15 protein-coding genes are annotated in these 18,786 nt (G+C 58.6%); 5 read left to right on the top strand and 10 right to left on the bottom strand.

The window, feature by feature from the left end; translation table 11 throughout:
- Positions 1 to 62: 62 nt before the first annotated feature.
- The gene (bmt, locus tag ACR0DB_RS16100; RefSeq protein WP_480504369.1) at positions 63 to 1,076 is read left to right on the top strand and encodes a betaine--homocysteine S-methyltransferase; all 1,014 of its coding nucleotides are present in this window, start codon (positions 63 to 65) and stop codon (positions 1,074 to 1,076) included.
- A 3-nt stretch (positions 1,077 to 1,079) separates the two neighbouring features.
- Here bmt and ACR0DB_RS16095 read toward each other — a convergent pair whose 3' ends face one another.
- The 10 genes from ACR0DB_RS16095 to ACR0DB_RS16050 form a co-directional block, all read right to left on the bottom strand.
- Positions 1,080 to 1,856, bottom strand: a complete 777-nt coding sequence (locus tag ACR0DB_RS16095) for an enoyl-CoA hydratase-related protein (protein ID WP_170791033.1) — start codon at positions 1,854 to 1,856, stop codon at positions 1,080 to 1,082.
- A 73-nt stretch (positions 1,857 to 1,929) separates the two neighbouring features.
- Entirely contained in the window at positions 1,930 to 2,382 is a 453-nt protein-coding gene (locus ACR0DB_RS16090; RefSeq protein ID WP_480552085.1) for a cytochrome c-type biogenesis protein, read from the bottom strand.
- Positions 2,379 to 4,343 (bottom strand): heme lyase CcmF/NrfE family subunit, encoded by a 1,965-nt coding sequence (locus ACR0DB_RS16085; protein WP_480552084.1) that lies wholly within the window; start codon positions 4,341 to 4,343, stop codon positions 2,379 to 2,381. The genes ACR0DB_RS16090 and ACR0DB_RS16085 overlap by 4 nt, the downstream gene beginning before the upstream one ends.
- Before the next feature lie 75 nt (positions 4,344 to 4,418).
- Positions 4,419 to 4,997 carry a holin family protein gene (locus ACR0DB_RS16080; RefSeq protein ID WP_480552083.1) on the bottom strand — a complete coding sequence of 193 codons (579 nt, stop codon included), beginning with the start codon at positions 4,995 to 4,997 and terminating at the stop codon, positions 4,419 to 4,421.
- The gene (locus tag ACR0DB_RS16075; protein ID WP_480552082.1) at positions 4,988 to 5,599 is read right to left on the bottom strand and encodes a holin-associated N-acetylmuramidase; all 612 of its coding nucleotides are present in this window, start codon (positions 5,597 to 5,599) and stop codon (positions 4,988 to 4,990) included. The genes ACR0DB_RS16080 and ACR0DB_RS16075 overlap by 10 nt, the downstream gene beginning before the upstream one ends.
- Positions 5,600 to 5,718: 119 nt before the next feature.
- Positions 5,719 to 6,165 (bottom strand): cytochrome c maturation protein CcmE, encoded by a 447-nt coding sequence (gene ccmE / locus ACR0DB_RS16070; RefSeq protein WP_170769664.1) that lies wholly within the window; start codon positions 6,163 to 6,165, stop codon positions 5,719 to 5,721.
- A gap of 7 nt (positions 6,166 to 6,172) precedes the next feature.
- The gene (gene argC, locus ACR0DB_RS16065; RefSeq protein WP_480552081.1) at positions 6,173 to 7,201 is read right to left on the bottom strand and encodes an N-acetyl-gamma-glutamyl-phosphate reductase; all 1,029 of its coding nucleotides are present in this window, start codon (positions 7,199 to 7,201) and stop codon (positions 6,173 to 6,175) included.
- Positions 7,202 to 7,294: 93 nt separating this feature from the next.
- Positions 7,295 to 8,104, bottom strand: coding sequence for a glutamate racemase (murI, locus tag ACR0DB_RS16060; protein WP_480552080.1), 810 nt, complete (start codon positions 8,102 to 8,104; stop codon positions 7,295 to 7,297).
- A gap of 8 nt (positions 8,105 to 8,112) precedes the next feature.
- Positions 8,113 to 8,991, bottom strand: a complete 879-nt coding sequence (locus ACR0DB_RS16055; protein ID WP_170786655.1) for a lysophospholipid acyltransferase family protein — start codon at positions 8,989 to 8,991, stop codon at positions 8,113 to 8,115.
- Between the two features lie 81 nt (positions 8,992 to 9,072).
- Entirely contained in the window at positions 9,073 to 12,492 is a 3,420-nt protein-coding gene (locus ACR0DB_RS16050) for an indolepyruvate ferredoxin oxidoreductase family protein (protein ID WP_480552079.1), read from the bottom strand.
- A gap of 170 nt (positions 12,493 to 12,662) precedes the next feature.
- Here ACR0DB_RS16050 and ACR0DB_RS16045 point away from each other — a divergent pair, with 170 nt between their 5' ends.
- The 4 genes from ACR0DB_RS16045 (at position 12,663) to ACR0DB_RS16030 (ending at position 18,756) form a co-directional block, all read left to right on the top strand.
- Positions 12,663 to 13,568 (top strand): LysR family transcriptional regulator, encoded by a 906-nt coding sequence (locus ACR0DB_RS16045; RefSeq protein ID WP_170786651.1) that lies wholly within the window; start codon positions 12,663 to 12,665, stop codon positions 13,566 to 13,568.
- Positions 13,569 to 13,836: 268 nt separating this feature from the next.
- Positions 13,837 to 16,080: a mechanosensitive ion channel family protein gene (locus ACR0DB_RS16040; RefSeq protein ID WP_170769658.1), complete on the top strand. Its 2,244-nt coding sequence runs from the start codon at positions 13,837 to 13,839 to the stop codon at positions 16,078 to 16,080.
- Positions 16,081 to 16,234: 154 nt separating this feature from the next.
- Positions 16,235 to 18,394: a phosphoribosylformylglycinamidine synthase subunit PurL gene (gene purL, locus ACR0DB_RS16035; protein WP_480552078.1), complete on the top strand. Its 2,160-nt coding sequence runs from the start codon at positions 16,235 to 16,237 to the stop codon at positions 18,392 to 18,394.
- A 125-nt stretch (positions 18,395 to 18,519) separates the two neighbouring features.
- Complete coding sequence (locus ACR0DB_RS16030; RefSeq protein ID WP_170354080.1) at positions 18,520 to 18,756, top strand: BolA/IbaG family iron-sulfur metabolism protein; 237 nt, start codon at positions 18,520 to 18,522, stop codon at positions 18,754 to 18,756.
- Positions 18,757 to 18,786: the final 30 nt, after the last annotated feature.

Genomic DNA, 18,786 nt, shown 5'->3' with positions numbered 1-18,786 from the left:
CCGGTCATGAGACACGGGACTTCTTAGTTTTATCGGCTTCGCCGACTTTTTGGGATAGCCCAATGACAAACGCACTGACGAAACTTCTGGAAACCAAAGATGCGATTCTGGCCGATGGGGCCACCGGAACAAACCTGTTCAACATGGGCTTGCAATCCGGTGACGCGCCTGAGCTGTGGAATTTAGACGCGCCTGACAAGATCAAGGCTTTGTATCAGGGCTCGGTCGATGCGGGCAGCGATCTGTTCCTGACCAACACCTTTGGCGGTACATCCGCCCGTTTGAAACTCCACGACGCGCAGAACCGCGTGGCTGAGTTGAACCGCATCGGGGCCGAGCTGGGCCGTGAGGTGGCCGACAAGGCCGGCCGCACCGTGATCGTCGCGGGCTCGGTCGGGCCGACCGGAGAGATTATGGAGCCCGTGGGCAGCCTTTCTCATGAAGGTGCCGTCGAGATGTTCCACGAGCAGGCCGAAGCGTTGAAAGCAGGCGGTGCCGATGTGCTGTGGCTTGAAACCATCAGCGCACCTGAGGAATTCCGCGCTGCCGCCGAAGCCTTTGCGCTGGCCGACATGCCCTGGTGCGGGACTATGAGCTTCGACACCGCAGGGCGCACCATGATGGGTGTGACTTCGGCCGACCTGGCGCAACTGGTTGAAACGCTACCGAACCCGCCCGTGGCCTTTGGCGCTAATTGCGGCACCGGAGCATCGGACATTTTGCGTACAGTTCTGGGCTTTGCGGCACAGGGCACCGAACGTCCTGTGATCTCGAAAGGCAATGCGGGTATCCCCAAATATGTGAACGGCCATATCCACTATGACGGCACGCCCGAGTTGATGGGCCTGTATGCGGCCATGGCCCGCGATGCCGGCGCAACAATCATCGGTGGCTGCTGCGGCACGATGCCCGATCACCTGCGCAAGATGCGCGAAGCGCTGGACAGCGCGCCGCGTGGTGTGCGCCCTACTCTGGATCAGATCACGGATGCGCTGGGGCCGTTCTCATCGGCCTCGGACGGCACGGGTGAGGATGCCGTGCCCGAGCGACGGACACGCCGCCGCCGCCGCGCCTGACGATCAGCGCCCCTCGAATTTCGGGGGGCGTTTTTCCATGAAGGCCACGACACCTTCGGCAAAATCACGCGAACGTCCGCATTCGCCCTGCAAATGGGCCTCGATCGTCAGTTGTTCGTCCAGCGTTTTTTCGTAAGTACCACGGATCGCTTTCTTGATCGCGCTGAACCCTGCGGTCGGACCATTTGCCAGATAAGTCGCCCGTTTGCGCCAATGTGCGTCGAATTCCGTGTCTGGGACGGCCTCCCAAATCATGCCCCACTCATCTGCTTGCCGGGCGCTGATCTTGTCCGCGAAAAGTGCGGCGCCCATCGCCTTGGCAAACCCCATCTGGCGCGGCGTGAACCAAGTGCCGCCCGCATCCGGCAACAGCCCGATCCGCGCGAAGGCTTGCAGGAAATAGGCGCTTTCCGTGGCAATCACTACATCGGCACATAGCGCCATATTGCACCCTGCCCCCGCCGCTGGACCGTTCACCGCGGCGATGGTCGGCACGGGGCAGTTGTAGATCGTTTCCAGCATCGGTTCGTATTCATCGCGCAAGGTCCGCTCAAGGTCGATCTTGCCGGTGCTGGACGCATCCCCCAGATCCTGCCCGGAACAAAACGCTGCACCAGCGCCGGTCAGAACCACCGCACGCGCATTCGCGGCCGCCTGTTTCATCGCATAGGCGACCTCGGCCCGCATCTGCGCTGTCATCGCGTTCATCTTGTCGGGCCGGTTCAATGTCAGCACCGCCAGATTGTCCGAGATGTCGAGCAACACGGTTTCGTAATTCATCAGGATCCCCCCAAACAACAGTCTTGGGCAAACCCTGACGCAATTACATCACAAGGGAAAGACCGACCAAGGGTTAGTCCTTGAGAATTTGTTCCAATCGCTTCTTTTCCGCCTCGCTGAGCGTATCCGAGCCCGCGGCCTGAACGTCCGAACGTTTTCTCAGGAAATTCCACCCCATCGCAGCGGCGATCAATAGCATGATCGGACCGGCCAGCCACAACATCAGGTTCGACCCCGTAACTGTTGGCTTCAGCAAGACATACTCGCCGTAACGATCTACAATGAACCGGATCGCCTCGTCATCCGTGTCCCCGGCAACCAGACGCTCGCGCAACAATAGGCGCAGGTCACGGGCCAGATCAGCGTTGCTTTCGTCGATACTTTCGTTGCGGCAAACAAGGCACCGCAGCCCGGTGCTCAGATCGCGGGCGCGTTGTTCAAGAACCGGATCGTCCAGCACTTCATCAGGCTGCACCGCAAACAGGGGCGAGGCGATTAGGGCGAAGATCAGCACAAGACGCTTCATTCCGCGGGTACTCCGCCACTTGGGGCCTTGCGCGCGCCCGCTGCGACCCGGAACCGTCGGTCCGACAGACTGAGGAAACCACCCAGAGCCATCAGGATACACCCACCCCAGATCCAGTTCGCCAGCGGTTTGATATAGGTCCGCATGACCCAGCCGCCATCGGCCTGCTGATCGCCGATCACAACATACAGATCGCCCAACAAGCGATAGTCGATCGCCGCCTCTGTTGTGGGCATTCGTGCGACCGGGTAGTCGCGCTTTTCGGGATGCAGGCTGCCCATCGGACGGCCATACTTTTCGACCCGAACATCAGCGGTTGTCGAGAAATAGTTGGGCCCTTCAACCCGCCGCACATCTTCCAGTGTCAGCGTAAATTGCCCAACCTCGAAAGGTTGGCCGGGTTGTGCGACGCGGATATCCTCGACTTCCCAAGCGGTCAGCCCTGCGATGGCGAAGATGGTGACGCCAAGCCCCGTATGAGCGACTGCCTTGCCCCAATCCGCACCGGGCAGTCGGAACAGGCGTTGGATACTGCCTTTACGGCCCGTGCGACTCCACAGGTCCACCGCGGCCCCGAAGGTGATCCATGCGCCAAGAAACAGCCCAACCGGGCCCATGGCGCTGCGGCCGGTCTGCATCGCCCAAACCAGAATGGCCAATGCAACAGCCAGCACAAACGCATAGCGTAGCGAATATGCCGCTTTGCCGATCTTACCCCGCTTCCACGGCAGGATCGCCCCAATGGGCAGCACAAGGCCCAAAGCAATCATGAAGGGCGTGAAGGCGGCATTGAAGAACGGAGGCCCAACGGACAGTTTCCGATCAAACGCCATCTCGGCCACCATGGGCCACATGGTTCCGAAAAAGACCACGAAACAGCTAACGGCCAGCAAGATATTGTTCAGCACCAGCGCGCTTTCTCGGCTGACCATTCCAAAGACACCCTTGGCCTCCATCGCCTGCGCGCGTGCGGCAAACAACGTCAGCGCGCCGCCAATGAAGATCACAAGAATGAACAGGATGAACACGCCGCGTTCCGGGTCGTTTGCGAAGGCATGGACCGAGGTCAGCAACCCCGAGCGCACGATGAACGTGCCGATCAGCGAGAACCCAAATGCGATGATCGCTAGCAGGATGGTCCAGCTTTTCAGCGCCTCGCGTTTCTCGACCACAATGGCCGAGTGCAGCAGCGCCGCCGCCAAAAGCCATGGCATGAACGAGGCATTCTCAACCGGATCCCAGAACCAGAATCCACCCCAGCCGAGCTCGTAGTAAGCCCACCACGATCCCAGCGCGATACCGATGGTCAGAAACACCCATGCGGCCAATGTCCAGGGGCGTACCCACCGTCCCCAAGCCGCGTCTACGCGGCCCTCGATCAGGGCGGCGACGGCAAAGCTGAAGGCCATGCTCAGACCCACATAGCCCAGATACAGGAAGGGCGGATGAAAGGCCAATCCGGGGTCTTGCAGCAGAGGATTCAAGTCCCGCCCATCAAACGGAGCGACGATCAGGCGATCAAACGGGTTCGATGTAAACAGGATAAAGGCATAGAACGCGACACCAATTGCCGCCTGCACCGCCAAGACGCGTGCTTTCAGCGTTGGCGGCAACCCCGCGCCGAATATCGCTGCCATACCGCCGAAAATCGCCACGATGAAGACCCACAGCAACATAGACCCTTCGTGATTTCCCCATGTGCCGCTGATCTTATAAAGCATCGGCTTTGCGGAATGGCTGTTCTCAACCACGATGCGCAGCGAGAAGTCCGAAGTCGTGAAGGCCCAGACCAATGCACAGAAAGAGAACCCAACCAAAACGAACTGAGCGATGGCCGCCGTCTCGCCGAATGTCATCCACCCGGTCCACCTTTTGGCCGCGCCGATCAAGGGAACGACTGTTTGCACAATTGCAACGAGGAAGGCGAGGATGAGCGCGTAGTGACCGAGTTCTGTAATCATGGCCCCGGATATAGTCCTGTTGCGCCGCAAGCACCAATAACTTTCGCTTAAACAGCACGCACATAGTGTCGCGGGTCAGGCTGTTTTCGCGCGGCGCCACTCTTCAAGTGCCGGGTTCTGGTCCGGGGTCAAGATCGTCTCGGACAGTTCTGCGTCAGAGCCAGTATCCGCCCGACCCATGCTGGTGTGACGCAGCGCATTCAGGGTCTCGATGTTTTCGGCAACCTGGGGTGCGCGCAGGACTGTGGCCGAGATTTCCCGCTGCAAATCCTGTGCCTTGGCCTGATGTCGCGCACCGAAATAAAACGACACGATGACCCCCAAAAGCCACCAAAGCGGCTCGGGCACCAAGGCGATTCCCTGCATTCGGGCGGCAAACCACAGCGGGTCGATCATGGCAGCCACAAACAACCCCATCGTTCCCAGCGCCAGCGCAGGCCGCGGCAGGCGGTTTAACCCGTCGATGAACCGGTCATAGGCGCCTTTCTGCGGCATCAGAAACTCGGCCCCAAACTGCGCAAGCGTTTGGCTTTGAACCGTCGCATCCCGGACAGCGCGGTTCTCGGCATTCTCGCGGAAGACCTCAGCGGTTTCACGCACCACGTTGCGCCCTCCTCCGAACAGAAACGTCAAGACATCCGAGATCAATCCCATTGCGCAACCCTTTGCTGAAATTCGCGTTCGTTCAGGTGATAGCGGGCCGAGATGAACTCTTCCGCCCGGCGTATCCACCCGCCCTTCCCCCCGGCCCGCGTTCGCGCGTATTTTCGGGACGCAGGGCGACGGTCGGCCAGTCGAAAGTAATAGTTCCGGCGCGCAATCCCGTATGCATCAGCCAAGGCTGTTGGGCTCCTTTCGGCCGCCTTGTGGCTGGCCTGCGCGGTTTGCGGCCCGATGGCCCCATCAACCACCACCGCAAACCCCATATCGCGCAGCAGGTGTTGCAGGAGTTTCACGGCCTGCGCGCCGGCATTCACATACATGTCGAAAACTGGGGCCTGAAGACCCTCGGGCAGCAAGGCCAGACGGGGGCGGTCGAAATAATGCGTGACGAAAATCTCGACGGCTCGCGATAGGCTGAGCAGTCTAACATCCTCTGTCGTCACTTGACCGTCCGCGTTCAGATCCAGCCCCAAACGCCGCATCGTATGGATTGTGACGCCGTATTTGGTCGCGCCGCCGGGGTCGTCCGGGTCGTTCACGAACCCACCCTCGCGCGCCACGATCTGCGTGGCGATATCCCGAACCGTATGCATGGCATCCTCCGCATCTGATTGCCGAGAACGCTGGCAGATAACAATTAATTCAAGACAATGACAAAGGGCGCTGCAAGGTTCATCCCCGCAACGCCCGTTTACTCAGTTCCGAGCAGAGTTCAGCTATCGCTGCCTTCTTTGTAGACGCCTTGTTCCTTGAGCGCATCCACCACCTCTTTTGGCATGTATGTCTCATCATGCTTTGCAAGTATTTCAGTGGCTTCGAACACGCCATTCACGTAGCTGCCTGTGCCCACCATTCCCTGATTTTCGGTAAACAGATCAGGCAGGACACCGGTAAAGGCCACCGGTACACTTTCGCCGCCATCTGTGACGACAAAGGTTACAGTCTCACCCTGCCCCCGCACGATCGAGCCTTCTTCGACCAACCCGCCGATGCGAAACACCTCCGTCGGTTTGGGTGGCTCGGCGATTACTTCACTGGGGGACCGGAAAAAGTTGATTCCATCCTGCAAAGCCCACCCAATCAACGCCGTCGATGACACCAAGGCCACCACAGCCAGCAGAATGATTTGTACGCGACGACGTTTCTTGAGAGACTTCATGATATCCTCACGGGAATAGAGGGGCCATCATCAGGCCAACGGTTTCAGTTTCACCTAACATCAGGTTCGCATTCTGCAAGGCTTGGCCACTGCTTCCTTTTGTCAGATTATCCAGCGCGCCGATCACAATGGCGCGACGTTCGATCCGGTCGCCCACCACGCCGATATGGCAAAAATTCGAGCCCCGCACATGATGGGTCGACGGGGTCTCGCCAAAGGGCAGCATCTGGATGAAAGGTTCGTGTTCGTAGGTTTTGGCCAGCGTTTCATACACGCTTTCCGGATCACCCTTCACATAAGTGGTCGCCAGGATGCCCCGGTTAGCTGGAACCAGATGCGGCGTGAACTGCACATGGACCGGACGTCCTGCTAGGGCCGAGAATTCCTGATCGAACTCACCCAGATGCCGGTGCGTGCCACCCACGGCATAGGCGTTGTACCCTTCGCTGAGTTCGGCATGCAGCAGATTTTCCTTGAGCGACCGCCCCGCGCCGGACACCGCGCATTTGAGGTCCAGAATGATGTCATCCAGATCAATCACCCCGGCCGAGATCAGCGGACGCAGCACATATTGCCCTGTGGCCGCGTTGCAGCCGGTACCGGCTACCAGACGTGCATTTCGGATATCAACGCGGTAGAACTCGGTCAGGCCATAGACGGATTCGTCCTGCTGCGCCAAAGCGGCATGCGGGTTGCCGTACCATTTCTCATACTCTTCCGGGTCGCGCAGGCGGAAATCGGCGGAAAGGTCAATGATTTTCAGATCTTTGGGCAGATCGCGGATGACCTCTTGGCTGGTTTTGTGCGGCAAGGCGCAGAAACACAGGTCGATCTGCGAAAAGTCAATCTCGGCTATCTTGCACAGGTCCGGCAGATCCATATGGCGCAGATGCGGAAAGACCTGCGCCATGGACTGGCCCGCCTTACGCTCGGCGGCCAGCGCGGTGATCTCCATATTCGGATGCTCGGCGATCAGGCGCACGAGTTCGGCACCGGTGTAGCCGGAAGCGCCCAGAATTGCGATTTTATGGGTCATGTCAGACCTCTTCTATTCATATGTCACATATCACGACCGCCGATGCGACGGCCTTGGTTTACGGATTCGTCCGCTTGGCGTCCTTGACCTAAGTCAGACAGCCTCGAAGGAGATTTGTCGTCGCAGGAACTGCGTTGCCCGGTCACTGACGAATGCGGGCTTGCCGGTGGTCAGAAACCCAGCCTCGCCCTTGCCCAGCATGTTTGGATGCCGTTCCAGATAGTCCGCAAGGCTTTCGGCGACCAGAGCGCCCTGGCTGAACACCTGAACATCCTCACCCAGCGCCGCCTGAAACTCATCGGCCATCAGCGGGTAATGGGTGCAGCCCAAAATCGCGGCCTGCGGATCAGGCATCTTGCGTTTGAGCGCATCGACATGGCTGCGTACCAGGGCTTCGGCCAGAATCATGTCGCCGTCCTCAATGGCGTCGACCACGCCGCCACAGGCCTGGGCCTCAACATCCACGCCAATGGCGCGAAAGGCCAGTTCGCGCTGAAATGCACGGCTAGAGACAGTCGCGGGCGTCGCAAACAGCGCCACATGTTTTACGGTAACCTCACGCGGAGGGCTGTTGTCGCCCCATTGCCGCTCGGTCAAAGCCTCGATCAGCGGTACAAAGACACCCAGCACGCGCTTGCCCTCGGGCACGCCTTCTTCTTGCATCCGGCGCAGCGCAGCGGCGCTGGCGGTGTTGCAGGCCAGGATCACCAGATCACAGCCGCGGTCCCACAACGCGTTCACCGCCCCGCGGGTCAGGTCATAAATGTTTTCCGCATCCCGCACGCCATAAGGCGCGTGCGCACTGTCTGCGTAATACAGGAAATCCACCTCCGGCAGACGTTTCTGCGCGGCGTCTAGAACGGTCAACCCGCCCAAACCAGAATCAAAAATACCTACTGCCATTTGCCCCTTCAGGCGCGATGCCGTTCCTCAAACTCATAGCCGTAGTCATAAGACTTCAACGGCTTCGGGGACAGCTCATACGTGGCTTTGCGCAGGAAATCCATCATCTTGCGTGTGTCACTGGCCAGAGGGTCTAGAACGTCGCGGCTGATCGGCTCCCCGATCGCCACTTTGACCGGAGTGTCGACGCGTTTTTTGAACTCTTTGATCAGCAAACCCATGCGCAAAGTGCTGTGCAGATGGCTGGCGATCTGAAACAGACGCGAGGTGTGGCCGTCAAAGAAGACCGGCACCACTGTTGCGTTCGATTTAGCGACCATACGTGCGGTAAAGCCGCGCCAGCCCGGATCCATCGGGTATGAGAACGGCTTAACCCCGGTGCTGACCGTACCGCCGGGGAAAATCCCAATCGCGCCACCGTCACCCAGATAGTTCAGGGCCGTTTTGCGAGTTTGCAAGTTCAGCTTCATCGCTTCTTTGGTATCGTCAAACGACACAGGCAAAACGACCCGGTTCAAGTCCTCGGCCTTGCGGAACACGCTGTTGGCCAGAATGCGGAAATCGCCGCGCGTTTGTGACAGAATATGTCCCATCATCATCCCATCAAGAATGCCATAGGGGTGGTTGGCAATCAGGATCAGTGGGCCGGTATTGGGGATATTCGCGAGCGATCCGCCCACCACATCCAGAGAAAGGCCATAACGGTCCACCATGACCGTCCAAAAATCGCGGCCCTGCGCGACCTCTTGCTCATAGCCGTCCGCGCGTTTGATCAGGCGCATCCGACCCGTCGTGTTTTCCATCAACTTGATGACCATGCGACCGCCTTTGGTTTCGGCGGAATAAGCATAAGAAATGTCACGAGCGACATGGCGGGGCGAAGGCATTGCGGTCTCCGAGGTTCTGTGGCCTGCAACTTAGGTGCAGCCCACAGGTTTGCCTAGAGATCGTGACAGGGATGTGACGATCTATTCCGCCGCTGCGCGCAAATCGGGCCCACCGCTGCGAATGACAGACAACAGTTCTTCGCGCCGTTTGGCGGCCTTGGCTTCGCTTTCCTTCAAGACCGGACCAAAGCCACGAATGTCCAGCGGCAGACGCGCCAGTGCGATCACCGCGTCCCGTGTCTGAGCGTTGATCAGCGGAGTGATCTCTTTGAGATCACGCTCATATTGTTTAATCAGGGCGCGCTCCATCCGGCGTTCGGAGCTGTAGCTAAAAATGTCCAGAGGCGTCGCTCGCAATACTTTCAACTTGGACAAGAGCTTGAGCGGACCCAGCATCCATTCGCCATAGGTTCGTTTTTTCGGGCGACCATTCGGCCCCTTGCTGCCAAGAATGGGCGGGGCCAGATGCAGGGTCATTTGAAAATCGCCATCAAACTCGGCTGTGGCTTTTTCGCGACTGGTCAGCAGCAGACGCGCGACCTCGTATTCATCCTTGTAGGACAGAAGTTTGTGATAGCCCCGCGCCACGGCCTCGCGGATATCGGTATCCTCGAAGGCATCTACCATTTTGCGATACTTTTTGGCCAGACGCGCGCTTTGGTAATCGGTCAGGTGGTTAGCACGGAAATCAATGATCTGATCCAGCGTTTTGGGCAGTTCAGCGACGTTCGGTTTCAGGATATCGGCGACCTGCTGCGGGTGCAAAACAGCCCAGCGGCCGATATCAAAGGCGCGCTTATTTCGTTCCACTGCAGTGCCGTTCAATTCGATAGCTTGTTCTATGGCCGAATGGCTGACCGGCAGCAATCCACGCTGCCACGCAGCCCCAAAGACCATCATGTTGGAATAGATCGAATCCCCCATCACGGCGCGCGCCAATGCAGTCGCGTCGAACAGAGAGACATCCTCTTTCAGCCGTGCCTCCAGTGCCAGTTCCAACCGTTCGCCGGGGATACGGAAGGCGGTGTCACGCGTAAAATCACCCGTTACCGTTTCATGGTTGTTGACCACGGCACCGGTGTGGCCCGCACGGGTCAGGCCCAAGGTCTTTGCCCCAGCCGACACCACGAGGTCGCCACCAATGAGCGCGTGCGCCTCACCAGTGGCCACGCGGATGGCGCTGATATCTTCGGGGCGGTTGGCCAGACGGCAATGGATATGCACCGCGCCGCCCTTTTGCGCCAGGCCGGCCATTTCCATCATGCCCGCACCTTTGCCGTCGACCTGCGCCGCCTGCGCCAATACCGCTCCCAGCGTCACCACACCGGTCCCGCCGATACCGGTGATCACCACGTTATGCGTGCCATTGATCTCAGGCAGATCGGGCATTGGCAAATCCGGCAGGTCAATCTCGGTGGTGGCTTCCTTGCGGATCTTTGCACCTTCCAACGTGATGAAAGACGGGCAGAACCCGTTCACACAGGAAAAATCCTTGTTGCAACTGGACTGATCAATCGCGCGCTTCCGACCCAGCTCGGTCTCCTTCGGAACGATCGAGACGCAGTTGGATTGAACCCCACAATCGCCGCAGCCTTCACAGATGTCAGTGTTGATGAAGACACGTTTATCCGGGTCCGGGAACGTGCCGCGCTTGCGACGGCGGCGTTTTTCCGCAGCGCAGGTCTGCACGTAAACAATGACCGAAACCCCTTCGATCTCGCGGAAATTTTCCTGAACCTGCATCAGTTCGGCGCGTTCGAACGTATCTACCCCTGATGGCAGCGCCTTGAAGTTCACATCTTCCTTTTCGTCATAGACCAGCGCCACATGCTGCACGCCCATCGCCTTGACTTCGGCCACGATGCGTTCTGCGGTCAAATCGCCCTCGTTGCCCTGTCCACCTGTCATGGCAACGGCATCATTGAACAGGATCTTGAAGGTAATGTTCGTCCCTGCCGACAGCGCCGCCCGGATTGCCTGCACGCCTGAGTGGTTATAGGTCCCGTCGCCGAGGTTCTGAAAGACGTGCGGTGTGGTAGAGAATGGAGCCTCGCCAATCCAGTTCGCGCCTTCACCCCCCATCTGGGTAAAGCCCGAGGTATTTCGGTCCATCCATTGAACCATGTAGTGACACCCTATGCCCGCATAGGCACGGCTGCCATCGGGCACCTTGGTCGAACTGTTATGCGGACAACCCGAGCAGAAATAGGGCAAACGCGTCGCGATCTCTTCGGCGTTGTCGGCACGGCGCGACTCGGCCAGTTTGGTAAGCCCCGCACGCACACCGTCGGTTTCACGTCCCTCTTCGATCAGGATATCGCCTAGCTTTTCCGCGATCATAATCGGATCAAGGGCACCGCGGGTCGGGAACAGCTCTTCCCGATGTAGGGTCCCTGCACCGCCTTTGTACCAGCCATACACGCGCCGCCCGCGCCGGTCGTCGAAGATGGCTTCCTTGACCTGAACCTCGATCAGTTTGCGCTTTTCTTCGACGATGACGATCAGGTCCAGCCCTTCGGCCCAATCATGAAAACCCGCCATATCCAGCGGGAAGGTCTGGCCCACTTTGTAGGTTGTGATCCCCAGCCGTTCGGCCTCAGCCTCGTCGATATTGAGCAGCGACAGAGCATGGACCAGATCCAGCCAGTTCTTGCCCGCCGCGACGAAACCGATCTTGGCACCGGGTTTGCCCCAGACGCGCTTGTCCATCTTGTTGGCGTGCGAGAACGTCTCGGCCGCGAAACGTTTGACATCGATGATCCGGGCCTCTTGCAGGTGCGGTGTGTCGCCAAGACGGATGTTCAACCCGCCATCAGGCATGTTAAATTGCGGCGTGACGACTTTGATCCGATCCGGGCTGCCATCGACGACCGAGGTCACTTCGATCGTGTCCTTCATCGTCTTCAACCCGACCCACACGCCCGCAAACCGGCTGAGCGCATATCCGTAGATGCCGTAATCGAGGATTTCCTGAACACCCGCCGGGCTGACAATAGGCATATACATGTCCACCAACGCCCACTCAGACTGGTGCAAAACGGTGGAGCTTTCGCCGGTGTGATCGTCGCCCATCGCAACAAGGACACCGCCATGTTCCGCCGTTCCCGCCATGTTGGCGTGGCGCATCACGTCGCCCGAACGGTCAACGCCGGGGCCTTTGCCGTACCACAAGCCGAACACGCCATCGAACTTGCCGTCGCCCCGCAGACCCGCCTGCTGACTGCCCCAGAGCGCGGTGGCAGCAAGATCTTCATTCAGGCCGAATTGGAAGGTGACATCGCTTTCAGCAAGATGCTTTTGCGCCCGCATCATCTGCTGATCGACCGCACCCAACGGAGAGCCCCGATACCCTGTGACCAAACCTGCAGTATTCAAACCTGCCTGTCGGTCACGTTCCTTCTGCAACAGCATCAACCGTACAAGCGCCTGCGTGCCGTTCAAAAGGACGGGGTTCTTCTCAATATCAAACCGGTCGTTCAGCGATATCTGTGGCTGGCTCATCAGACGTCTCCCCTCGTCAGATCAGTGTGCGTATTTCCCTCGCATTTTAGGTCACAATTTCTGACCTGTATAGGGTTTACCCTCTGTAATCCTGCCAAAATCACAGTTTGAATGTAGAACTTGTTACCTATTTCATATAGGGCTTCCAAAAGATAACGAAAGTTGCGGCGATGGATTGGGACAAGCTTAGGATATTTCACGCGGTGGCCGATGCAGGCAGCCTGACTCATGCGGGCGACAAGCTGAATTTGTCGCAATCCGCCGTCAGCCGCCAAATTCGGGCGCTGGAGGAATCGCTTGATTCGACCCTTTTCCACCGCCACGCACGCGGACTGATCCTGACCGAACAGGGCGAGTTGCTGTTCGACGCCACCTCGGCCATGTCTAAACGTCTGGATGCCGCCGCCGCGCGTATCCGTGACAGTGAAGAAGAAGTGTTCGGCGTTCTGCGCGTCACCACAACGTTCGGCTTTGGCACGCTCTGGCTCGCACCGCGCCTTCCGAAGCTTTACGAACAATACCCGGACCTTAACATTGACCTGATGCTAGAGGAGCGGGTTCTGGACTTGCCCATGCGTGAAGCAGACGTCGCCATCCGCATGAAAGAGCCCAGCCAGGCTGATCTAGTACGCAAACGCCTGATGACCGTTCAGATGCAACTTTACGCCACGCAAGAATATCTAGAGGAAAACGGCGCCCCTGAGGAGTTGGAGGAAATCGCGAACCACCGGCTGATCAGCCAGACGCCATCGGCACCGCAAGTTGGGGCAAGTGCCGCCATGGTACGGCACCTGATGACCTATAACCCCAGGTCCCTGTTGTCAGTGAACAACTATTTCGGCGTGCTGCAAGGCGTGCTTCACAACCTTGGCATCGGCGTCTTGCCGGACTACGTAACCCAGGATTTTCCGCATCTGGTACCCCTGCTCACCGATATCGAAACTGCAGATGTCCCCGTTTATCTGGCCTACCCTGAAGAACTGCGCCATTCCAAGCGTGTCGCCGCTTTCCGCGACTTCGTGCAGGACGAAATCATCGCGCAGCGCAAACAGTTGAAGCAGATGGGAAAACTCTAGCTATGCACCAAGGTCATAGCGGACATGACATTTGATCAGTCTGAAACATCTTGATCGTTCATAAAGTGATCCCTAAATGAGCACATGAAGGCGATGATGCTGCAACGCTCATCATCTTCATACCTCCCTGTTGGACTATGGCCGAGCTTAGTGCTCGGCCTTTTTTTTGGCTTCCACCCTTGTCGCCCCCGCAAAACTACTGGGAAAAATTCCTCCAACCGCATATGATCCCGAAAAAGCTAAATAATTCGTGTTCGAGGGCTCATTCATGCTTCACCCACTTCGCCTGGCGCTGGCGATGGTCGCCGCGCTTTCTCTGGCGGTTCCCGTTTTTGCGCAGGATACCAGCGCGTCATCGGTCACAATTCCCGAGGATCTGACACCTGAACAGGTCGACGATCTTGTTGCGCGTATGTCTGACGATCAGGTGCGCGCGATTCTTCTGGAGCGGCTGGATGCCGTGGCCGAACAAAAAGCCGCCGAAAAAGCCAATGTCGAAGACCCACTGACCGAAATCAACGAAATCTGGGCCGAGATGGTTTCGTCCTGGACACATGTTCTTACAACACTTCCCAGGATTGTAACGGCGCAGATCACAGCGTTCGGCAATTTCGCTGATACGTTCGGCACGACCGGGGTTTTCACTCTATTGGGGCTCGTCTTGTCCGTCCTTCTGGTTGGCTATGTCGCCGAAAAACTGTTTATTTTCCTGACCCGTCATTGGCACGAGGCGACAGAGGTCGCGGACGAGGCCGATCTATGGGGCGCTGCCCGATACCTGTTTCGAAGGTTCTGCAGGGAAATAGCGGGGCTAATCGTATTTTATGTGGTCGTCCGTGCATTCGGTCGCGGCGTGTTGACGCCCGAGCAGATCATCTATGCCGGACCCTTTGTGTTCTACCTGATCTGGGTGCCGCGTCTTGGGGCCGCTGTCTCGCGCTTTGTTCTGGCACCGCAAAAACCGCAGTTCCGGCTCGTCAACATTGATGATCACTGGGCAAAATACCTACATCGCAATCTGATTGGCCTGCTCATCTTGATCGGCTTTACCCTGTTCATCCTGCGCTTCAATGGCTTGAATGACATAACATCAGACGATACGCGCATCGGATTCTGGCTGAACGCCGCGATCCACATCTATATCGGCCTGATCGCCTGGACTGCGCGCGAGGGCCTATCCCAGATGATGTTGGGTACAGACCCCGATCACACCAAATTCGACGAAGAAGTTTCGCACTATTACCCCTATTTCGCAATTGGGGTCTCGGTAGCGATCTGGTTGCTGGTCGAATTCCTTGTGGCGCAGCGTGACCCCGCTGTCATGCGTGTACTGGTCAACGGGGCGCATTTCACCACCATGTTCTGGCTGCTGATCGCGCCCGCACTTGATACATTGATTCGGGGCTTGGTGCGGCATCTTCAACCGCCGATGTCGGGTGAAGGGCCGCTAGCCGAACGGGCGCATCGCTCGGCCAAGCGCAGCTATATTCGCATCGGTCGCGTTATTGCGGGCCTTTTCGTTGTCTTCATGATCGCGAACGCCTGGCATCTGGACCTGCGCGATGTGGCCTCGGCCGGCGTCAGTGCCGAAGTGGGCGGCGCCGTGATCGAGTTCCTGCTGATCATCGCCATTGGCTATATCTTGAACGAGGTCGTTTCTCTTTGGATCAACCGTCGCTTGGCTAAGGAACAGACCGCAGCCGAGGCGCTGGACGAAGAAGCCGGTGGCGAAGGCGGCGGCGCGGGTGGTTCGCGTCTTGCGACTGTCCTGCCGCTGCTGCGCATCACAGCGCAAATCACCATCGCGGTAATCTTCGGCCTGCTTGCCCTTGGGGCGCTGGGCATCAACATCACGCCCTTGCTGGCTGGTGCCGGTGTTCTGGGTCTGGCCATCGGCTTTGGCGCACAGAAACTGGTGGCTGATATCGTCGGCGGTATCTTCTTCCTGATCGACGATGCCTTCCGCGTGGGTGAATATGTCGATGTGGGCGGCACCATGGGTACTGTCGAAAAGATCTCGATCCGCTCCATGCAGTTGCGCCACCACCGCGGACCCGTTCACACGATCCCTTATGGTGAGATACAAAAGCTGACCAATTTCAGCCGCGACTGGGTCATCATGAAGCTGAAATTTACCGTGCCGTTTGATACCGATCCCAACAAGGTCAAGAAAATCTTCAAGAAGATCGGGGCCGAGATGATGCAGGACGAGACCCACAAGGACGGCTTCCTGCAACCGTTCAAATCGCAAGGTGTATTCGATTTCGACGATGTCGGTATGATTATCCGGGGCAAATTCATGGCCAAACCCGGCAAACAGTTCACGCTCCGCAAAGAGATTTTCAATCGCGTGAAGGCGGAATTTAATGCCAACGGCATCGATTTTGCGCGCCGAGAAGTTCGGGTTGCCATTCCGGGATTGGAAGAGAACGAGAACCTCTCCGAAGAGCAAAAAGCAGCCGTCGGTGCCGCCGCCGCCGATGCAGTCAACAAGGGCGAAGCCCCGGCCTGAGCCTACGCTTTTTGAACCAATACGCGGGCCCTGCACCTTTGCGGGGCCCGTTTTTCTTCATCCAGACCACCCTGCGGTGACTTGACCCTTCCCACGGGCGCGCCCTTGCCCTAAAAGGCGCGCAATCTCGGCCCCTTTGGACACAGGACATAAGATGCAAGAGCCCGCCATCACCCCGGATCTGATTGCCGCACACGGGCTTAAGCCCGACGAATATGACATGATCCTCGAAATCATCGGGCGCGAGCCGACCTTTACCGAGCTGGGTATTTTCTCGGCCATGTGGAACGAGCATTGTTCCTACAAGTCCTCCAAGAAATGGCTGCGCACCCTGCCCACCTCTGGCCCGCAAGTGATTTGCGGACCCGGTGAGAACGCAGGCGTGGTCGATATTGGCGACGGTCAAGCCGTGGTGTTCAAAATGGAAAGCCACAACCACCCCTCGTATATCGAACCCTACCAAGGCGCGGCGACCGGCGTGGGCGGCATCCTGCGCGACGTCTTTACCATGGGGGCGCGTCCCATTGCGTCGATGAATGCGCTGTCCTTTGGCGAACCCGGCCACCACAAAACCCGCCAGCTTGTGAATGGTGTGGTCGAAGGCATCGGCGGGTACGGCAACTGCTTCGGTGTGCCCTGCGTGGGTGGCGAGGTGCGGTTCCACCCGGCCTATAATGGCAACTGCCTTGTGAACGCCTTTGCCGCTGGTCTGGCGGATAGCGACAAGATTTTCTACTCGGCCGCCTCGGGCGTCGGCATGCCTGTCGTCTATCTTGGTGCCAAAACCGGCCGTGATGGCGTTGGTGGTGCAACCATGGCCTCGGCCGAATTTGACGACACAATCGAAGAGAAACGCCCCACCGTTCAGGTCGGTGACCCCTTCACCGAAAAGCGCCTGATGGAGGCGACACTGGAGCTGATGCAAACCGGCGCCGTGATCTCGATCCAAGACATGGGTGCTGCGGGCCTGACCTGTTCCGCGGTTGAGATGGGCGACAAAGGCGGCCTTGGCGTGCGTCTGGATCTTGAAAACGTCCCCCAGCGCGAAGAGAACATGACCGCGTACGAGATGATGCTGTCGGAATCTCAGGAACGGATGCTGATGGTCCTCAAGCCCGAGCTTGAGGCCGAGGCCCGCGCCGTGTTCGAGAAATGGGATCTGGATTTCGCCATCGTTGGCGAAACCATTGCCGAGGACCGTTTCCTGATCGTCCACAACGGCGAGGTCAAAGCCGATCTGGTTCTGTCGAAACTGTCTTCGACCGCGCCCGAGTACGACCGCCCCTGGGTCGAAACACCTGCGGCTGAAGACCTCGCCGAAGTGCCTCAGATCGACCCGATTGACGGTCTGCGCGCCCTGCTCGCCTCGCCCAACTATGCGGGCAAGCAATGGGTCTATGAACAATACGACACCATGGTCATGGCCGACACCGCCCGCACGCCGGGTCTGGGCGCGGGCATGGTCCGCGTACATGGCACCGACAAGGCGCTGGCCTTCACCAGCGACGTGACCCCGCGCTATGTGCGCGCCAACCCGATTGAGGGCGGCAAACAGGCGGTGGCCGAAGCCTATCGCAACCTGACCTCCGTCGGGGCCACTCCGCTGGCCACCACCGACAACCTGAACTTCGGTAACCCCGAAAAGCCCGAGATCATGGGCCAGTTCGTCGGCGCGATCAAAGGCATTGGCGAGGCTGTCGCCGCACTGGATATGCCGATCGTATCGGGCAACGTCTCGCTGTACAACGAGACCGACGGTCAGGCGATCCTGCCCACCCCGACCATCGGCGCGGTTGGTCTACTGGCCCATACCGACGACATCATCGGCGACGAGGTCCGCGAAGGCCATGTCGCTCTTGTCATCGGCGAAACCAACGGCCATCTGGGGCAATCCGCCCTGCTGGCCGAGGTGTTCAACCGCGAAGATGGCGACGCGCCCCATGTCGATCTGGAGGCCGAAAAGCGCAACGGCGAATTCATCCGCGCCAACCGCGAGATGATCAAAGCCTGTACCGATCTGGGCGACGGCGGCCTTGCGCTGGCGGCGTTCGAACTGGCCGAGGCGGCTGGCGTCGGTGTGCATCTGGACGACGCCCCAACCGAGTTCCTGTTCGGTGAGGATCAGGCGCGCTATCTGATCGCCTGCAACTTTGATCAGGCCGAGGCTCTGATGATCGCCGCCGGTCAGGCCGGAGTGCCGCTGGAGTCGGTCGGCCGCTTTACCGGTGAGACGGTGAAGATCGGAGGCTCTGAGGCTGCGCTGGATGAACTGACCGCCACCTTCCGCAGCAGCTTTGCCGAAGCTGTCGCCTAATATAGCCTAAGTAAACGATACCGAAACCCGCGCTTGAACCGGCGCGGGTTTTGTCATCTCAGGACCACTTGCGCGCCCCGCTTTGGCGCTCTACATCTTGGGAAAGACCTTCAGGAGTAACCTACATGCCGATGAGCGCCCACGAAATCGAACACCTGCTGCGCGAAGCCTTTCCCGATGCGGAAATTCAAGTCGGCGGCAGTGATGGCGTGCATATGTCCGCCATGGTCGTGGACGAGAGCTTTCGCGGCAAAAACCGGGTTCAACAACAGCGCGCGGTCTATGCGGCCTTGAAAGGCAAGATGGACGGCCCAGATGGAGAGTTGCACGCGCTGGCGTTGACGACGAAAGTGCCGGAGTAAAATGGATCTTGGATTTGGCGTTATAGTTGG

The organism is Ruegeria sp. AB6, assembly GCF_056542685.1.
Note: the sequence above shows the minus strand (reverse complement) of the source record. Positions and strands in the feature narration are given on the sequence as shown.

Coding starts and splice junctions, on each gene's coding strand:
- ccmE (WP_170769664.1), bottom strand. CDS start 6,165: ATGAAGTCTCTCAAGAAACGTCGTCGCGTACAAATCATTCTGCTGGCT.
- ACR0DB_RS16075 (WP_480552082.1), bottom strand. CDS start 5,599: ATGCATACGGTTCGGGATATCGCCACGCAGATCGTGGCGCGCGAGGGT.
- ACR0DB_RS16085 (WP_480552084.1), bottom strand. CDS start 4,343: ATGATTACAGAACTCGGTCACTACGCGCTCATCCTCGCCTTCCTCGTT.
- ACR0DB_RS16055 (WP_170786655.1), bottom strand. CDS start 8,991: ATGCCTTCGCCCCGCCATGTCGCTCGTGACATTTCTTATGCTTATTCC.
- argC (WP_480552081.1), bottom strand. CDS start 7,201: ATGACCCATAAAATCGCAATTCTGGGCGCTTCCGGCTACACCGGTGCC.
- purL (WP_480552078.1), top strand. CDS start 16,235: ATGCAAGAGCCCGCCATCACCCCGGATCTGATTGCCGCACACGGGCTT.
- ACR0DB_RS16030 (WP_170354080.1), top strand. CDS start 18,520: ATGCCGATGAGCGCCCACGAAATCGAACACCTGCTGCGCGAAGCCTTT.
- ACR0DB_RS16045 (WP_170786651.1), top strand. CDS start 12,663: ATGGATTGGGACAAGCTTAGGATATTTCACGCGGTGGCCGATGCAGGC.
- ACR0DB_RS16095 (WP_170791033.1), bottom strand. CDS start 1,856: ATGAATTACGAAACCGTGTTGCTCGACATCTCGGACAATCTGGCGGTG.
- ACR0DB_RS16050 (WP_480552079.1), bottom strand. CDS start 12,492: ATGAGCCAGCCACAGATATCGCTGAACGACCGGTTTGATATTGAGAAG.
- ACR0DB_RS16080 (WP_480552083.1), bottom strand. CDS start 4,997: ATGGGATTGATCTCGGATGTCTTGACGTTTCTGTTCGGAGGAGGGCGC.
- ACR0DB_RS16090 (WP_480552085.1), bottom strand. CDS start 2,382: ATGAAGCGTCTTGTGCTGATCTTCGCCCTAATCGCCTCGCCCCTGTTT.
- murI (WP_480552080.1), bottom strand. CDS start 8,104: ATGGCAGTAGGTATTTTTGATTCTGGTTTGGGCGGGTTGACCGTTCTA.
- ACR0DB_RS16040 (WP_170769658.1), top strand. CDS start 13,837: ATGCTTCACCCACTTCGCCTGGCGCTGGCGATGGTCGCCGCGCTTTCT.
- bmt (WP_480504369.1), top strand. CDS start 63: ATGACAAACGCACTGACGAAACTTCTGGAAACCAAAGATGCGATTCTG.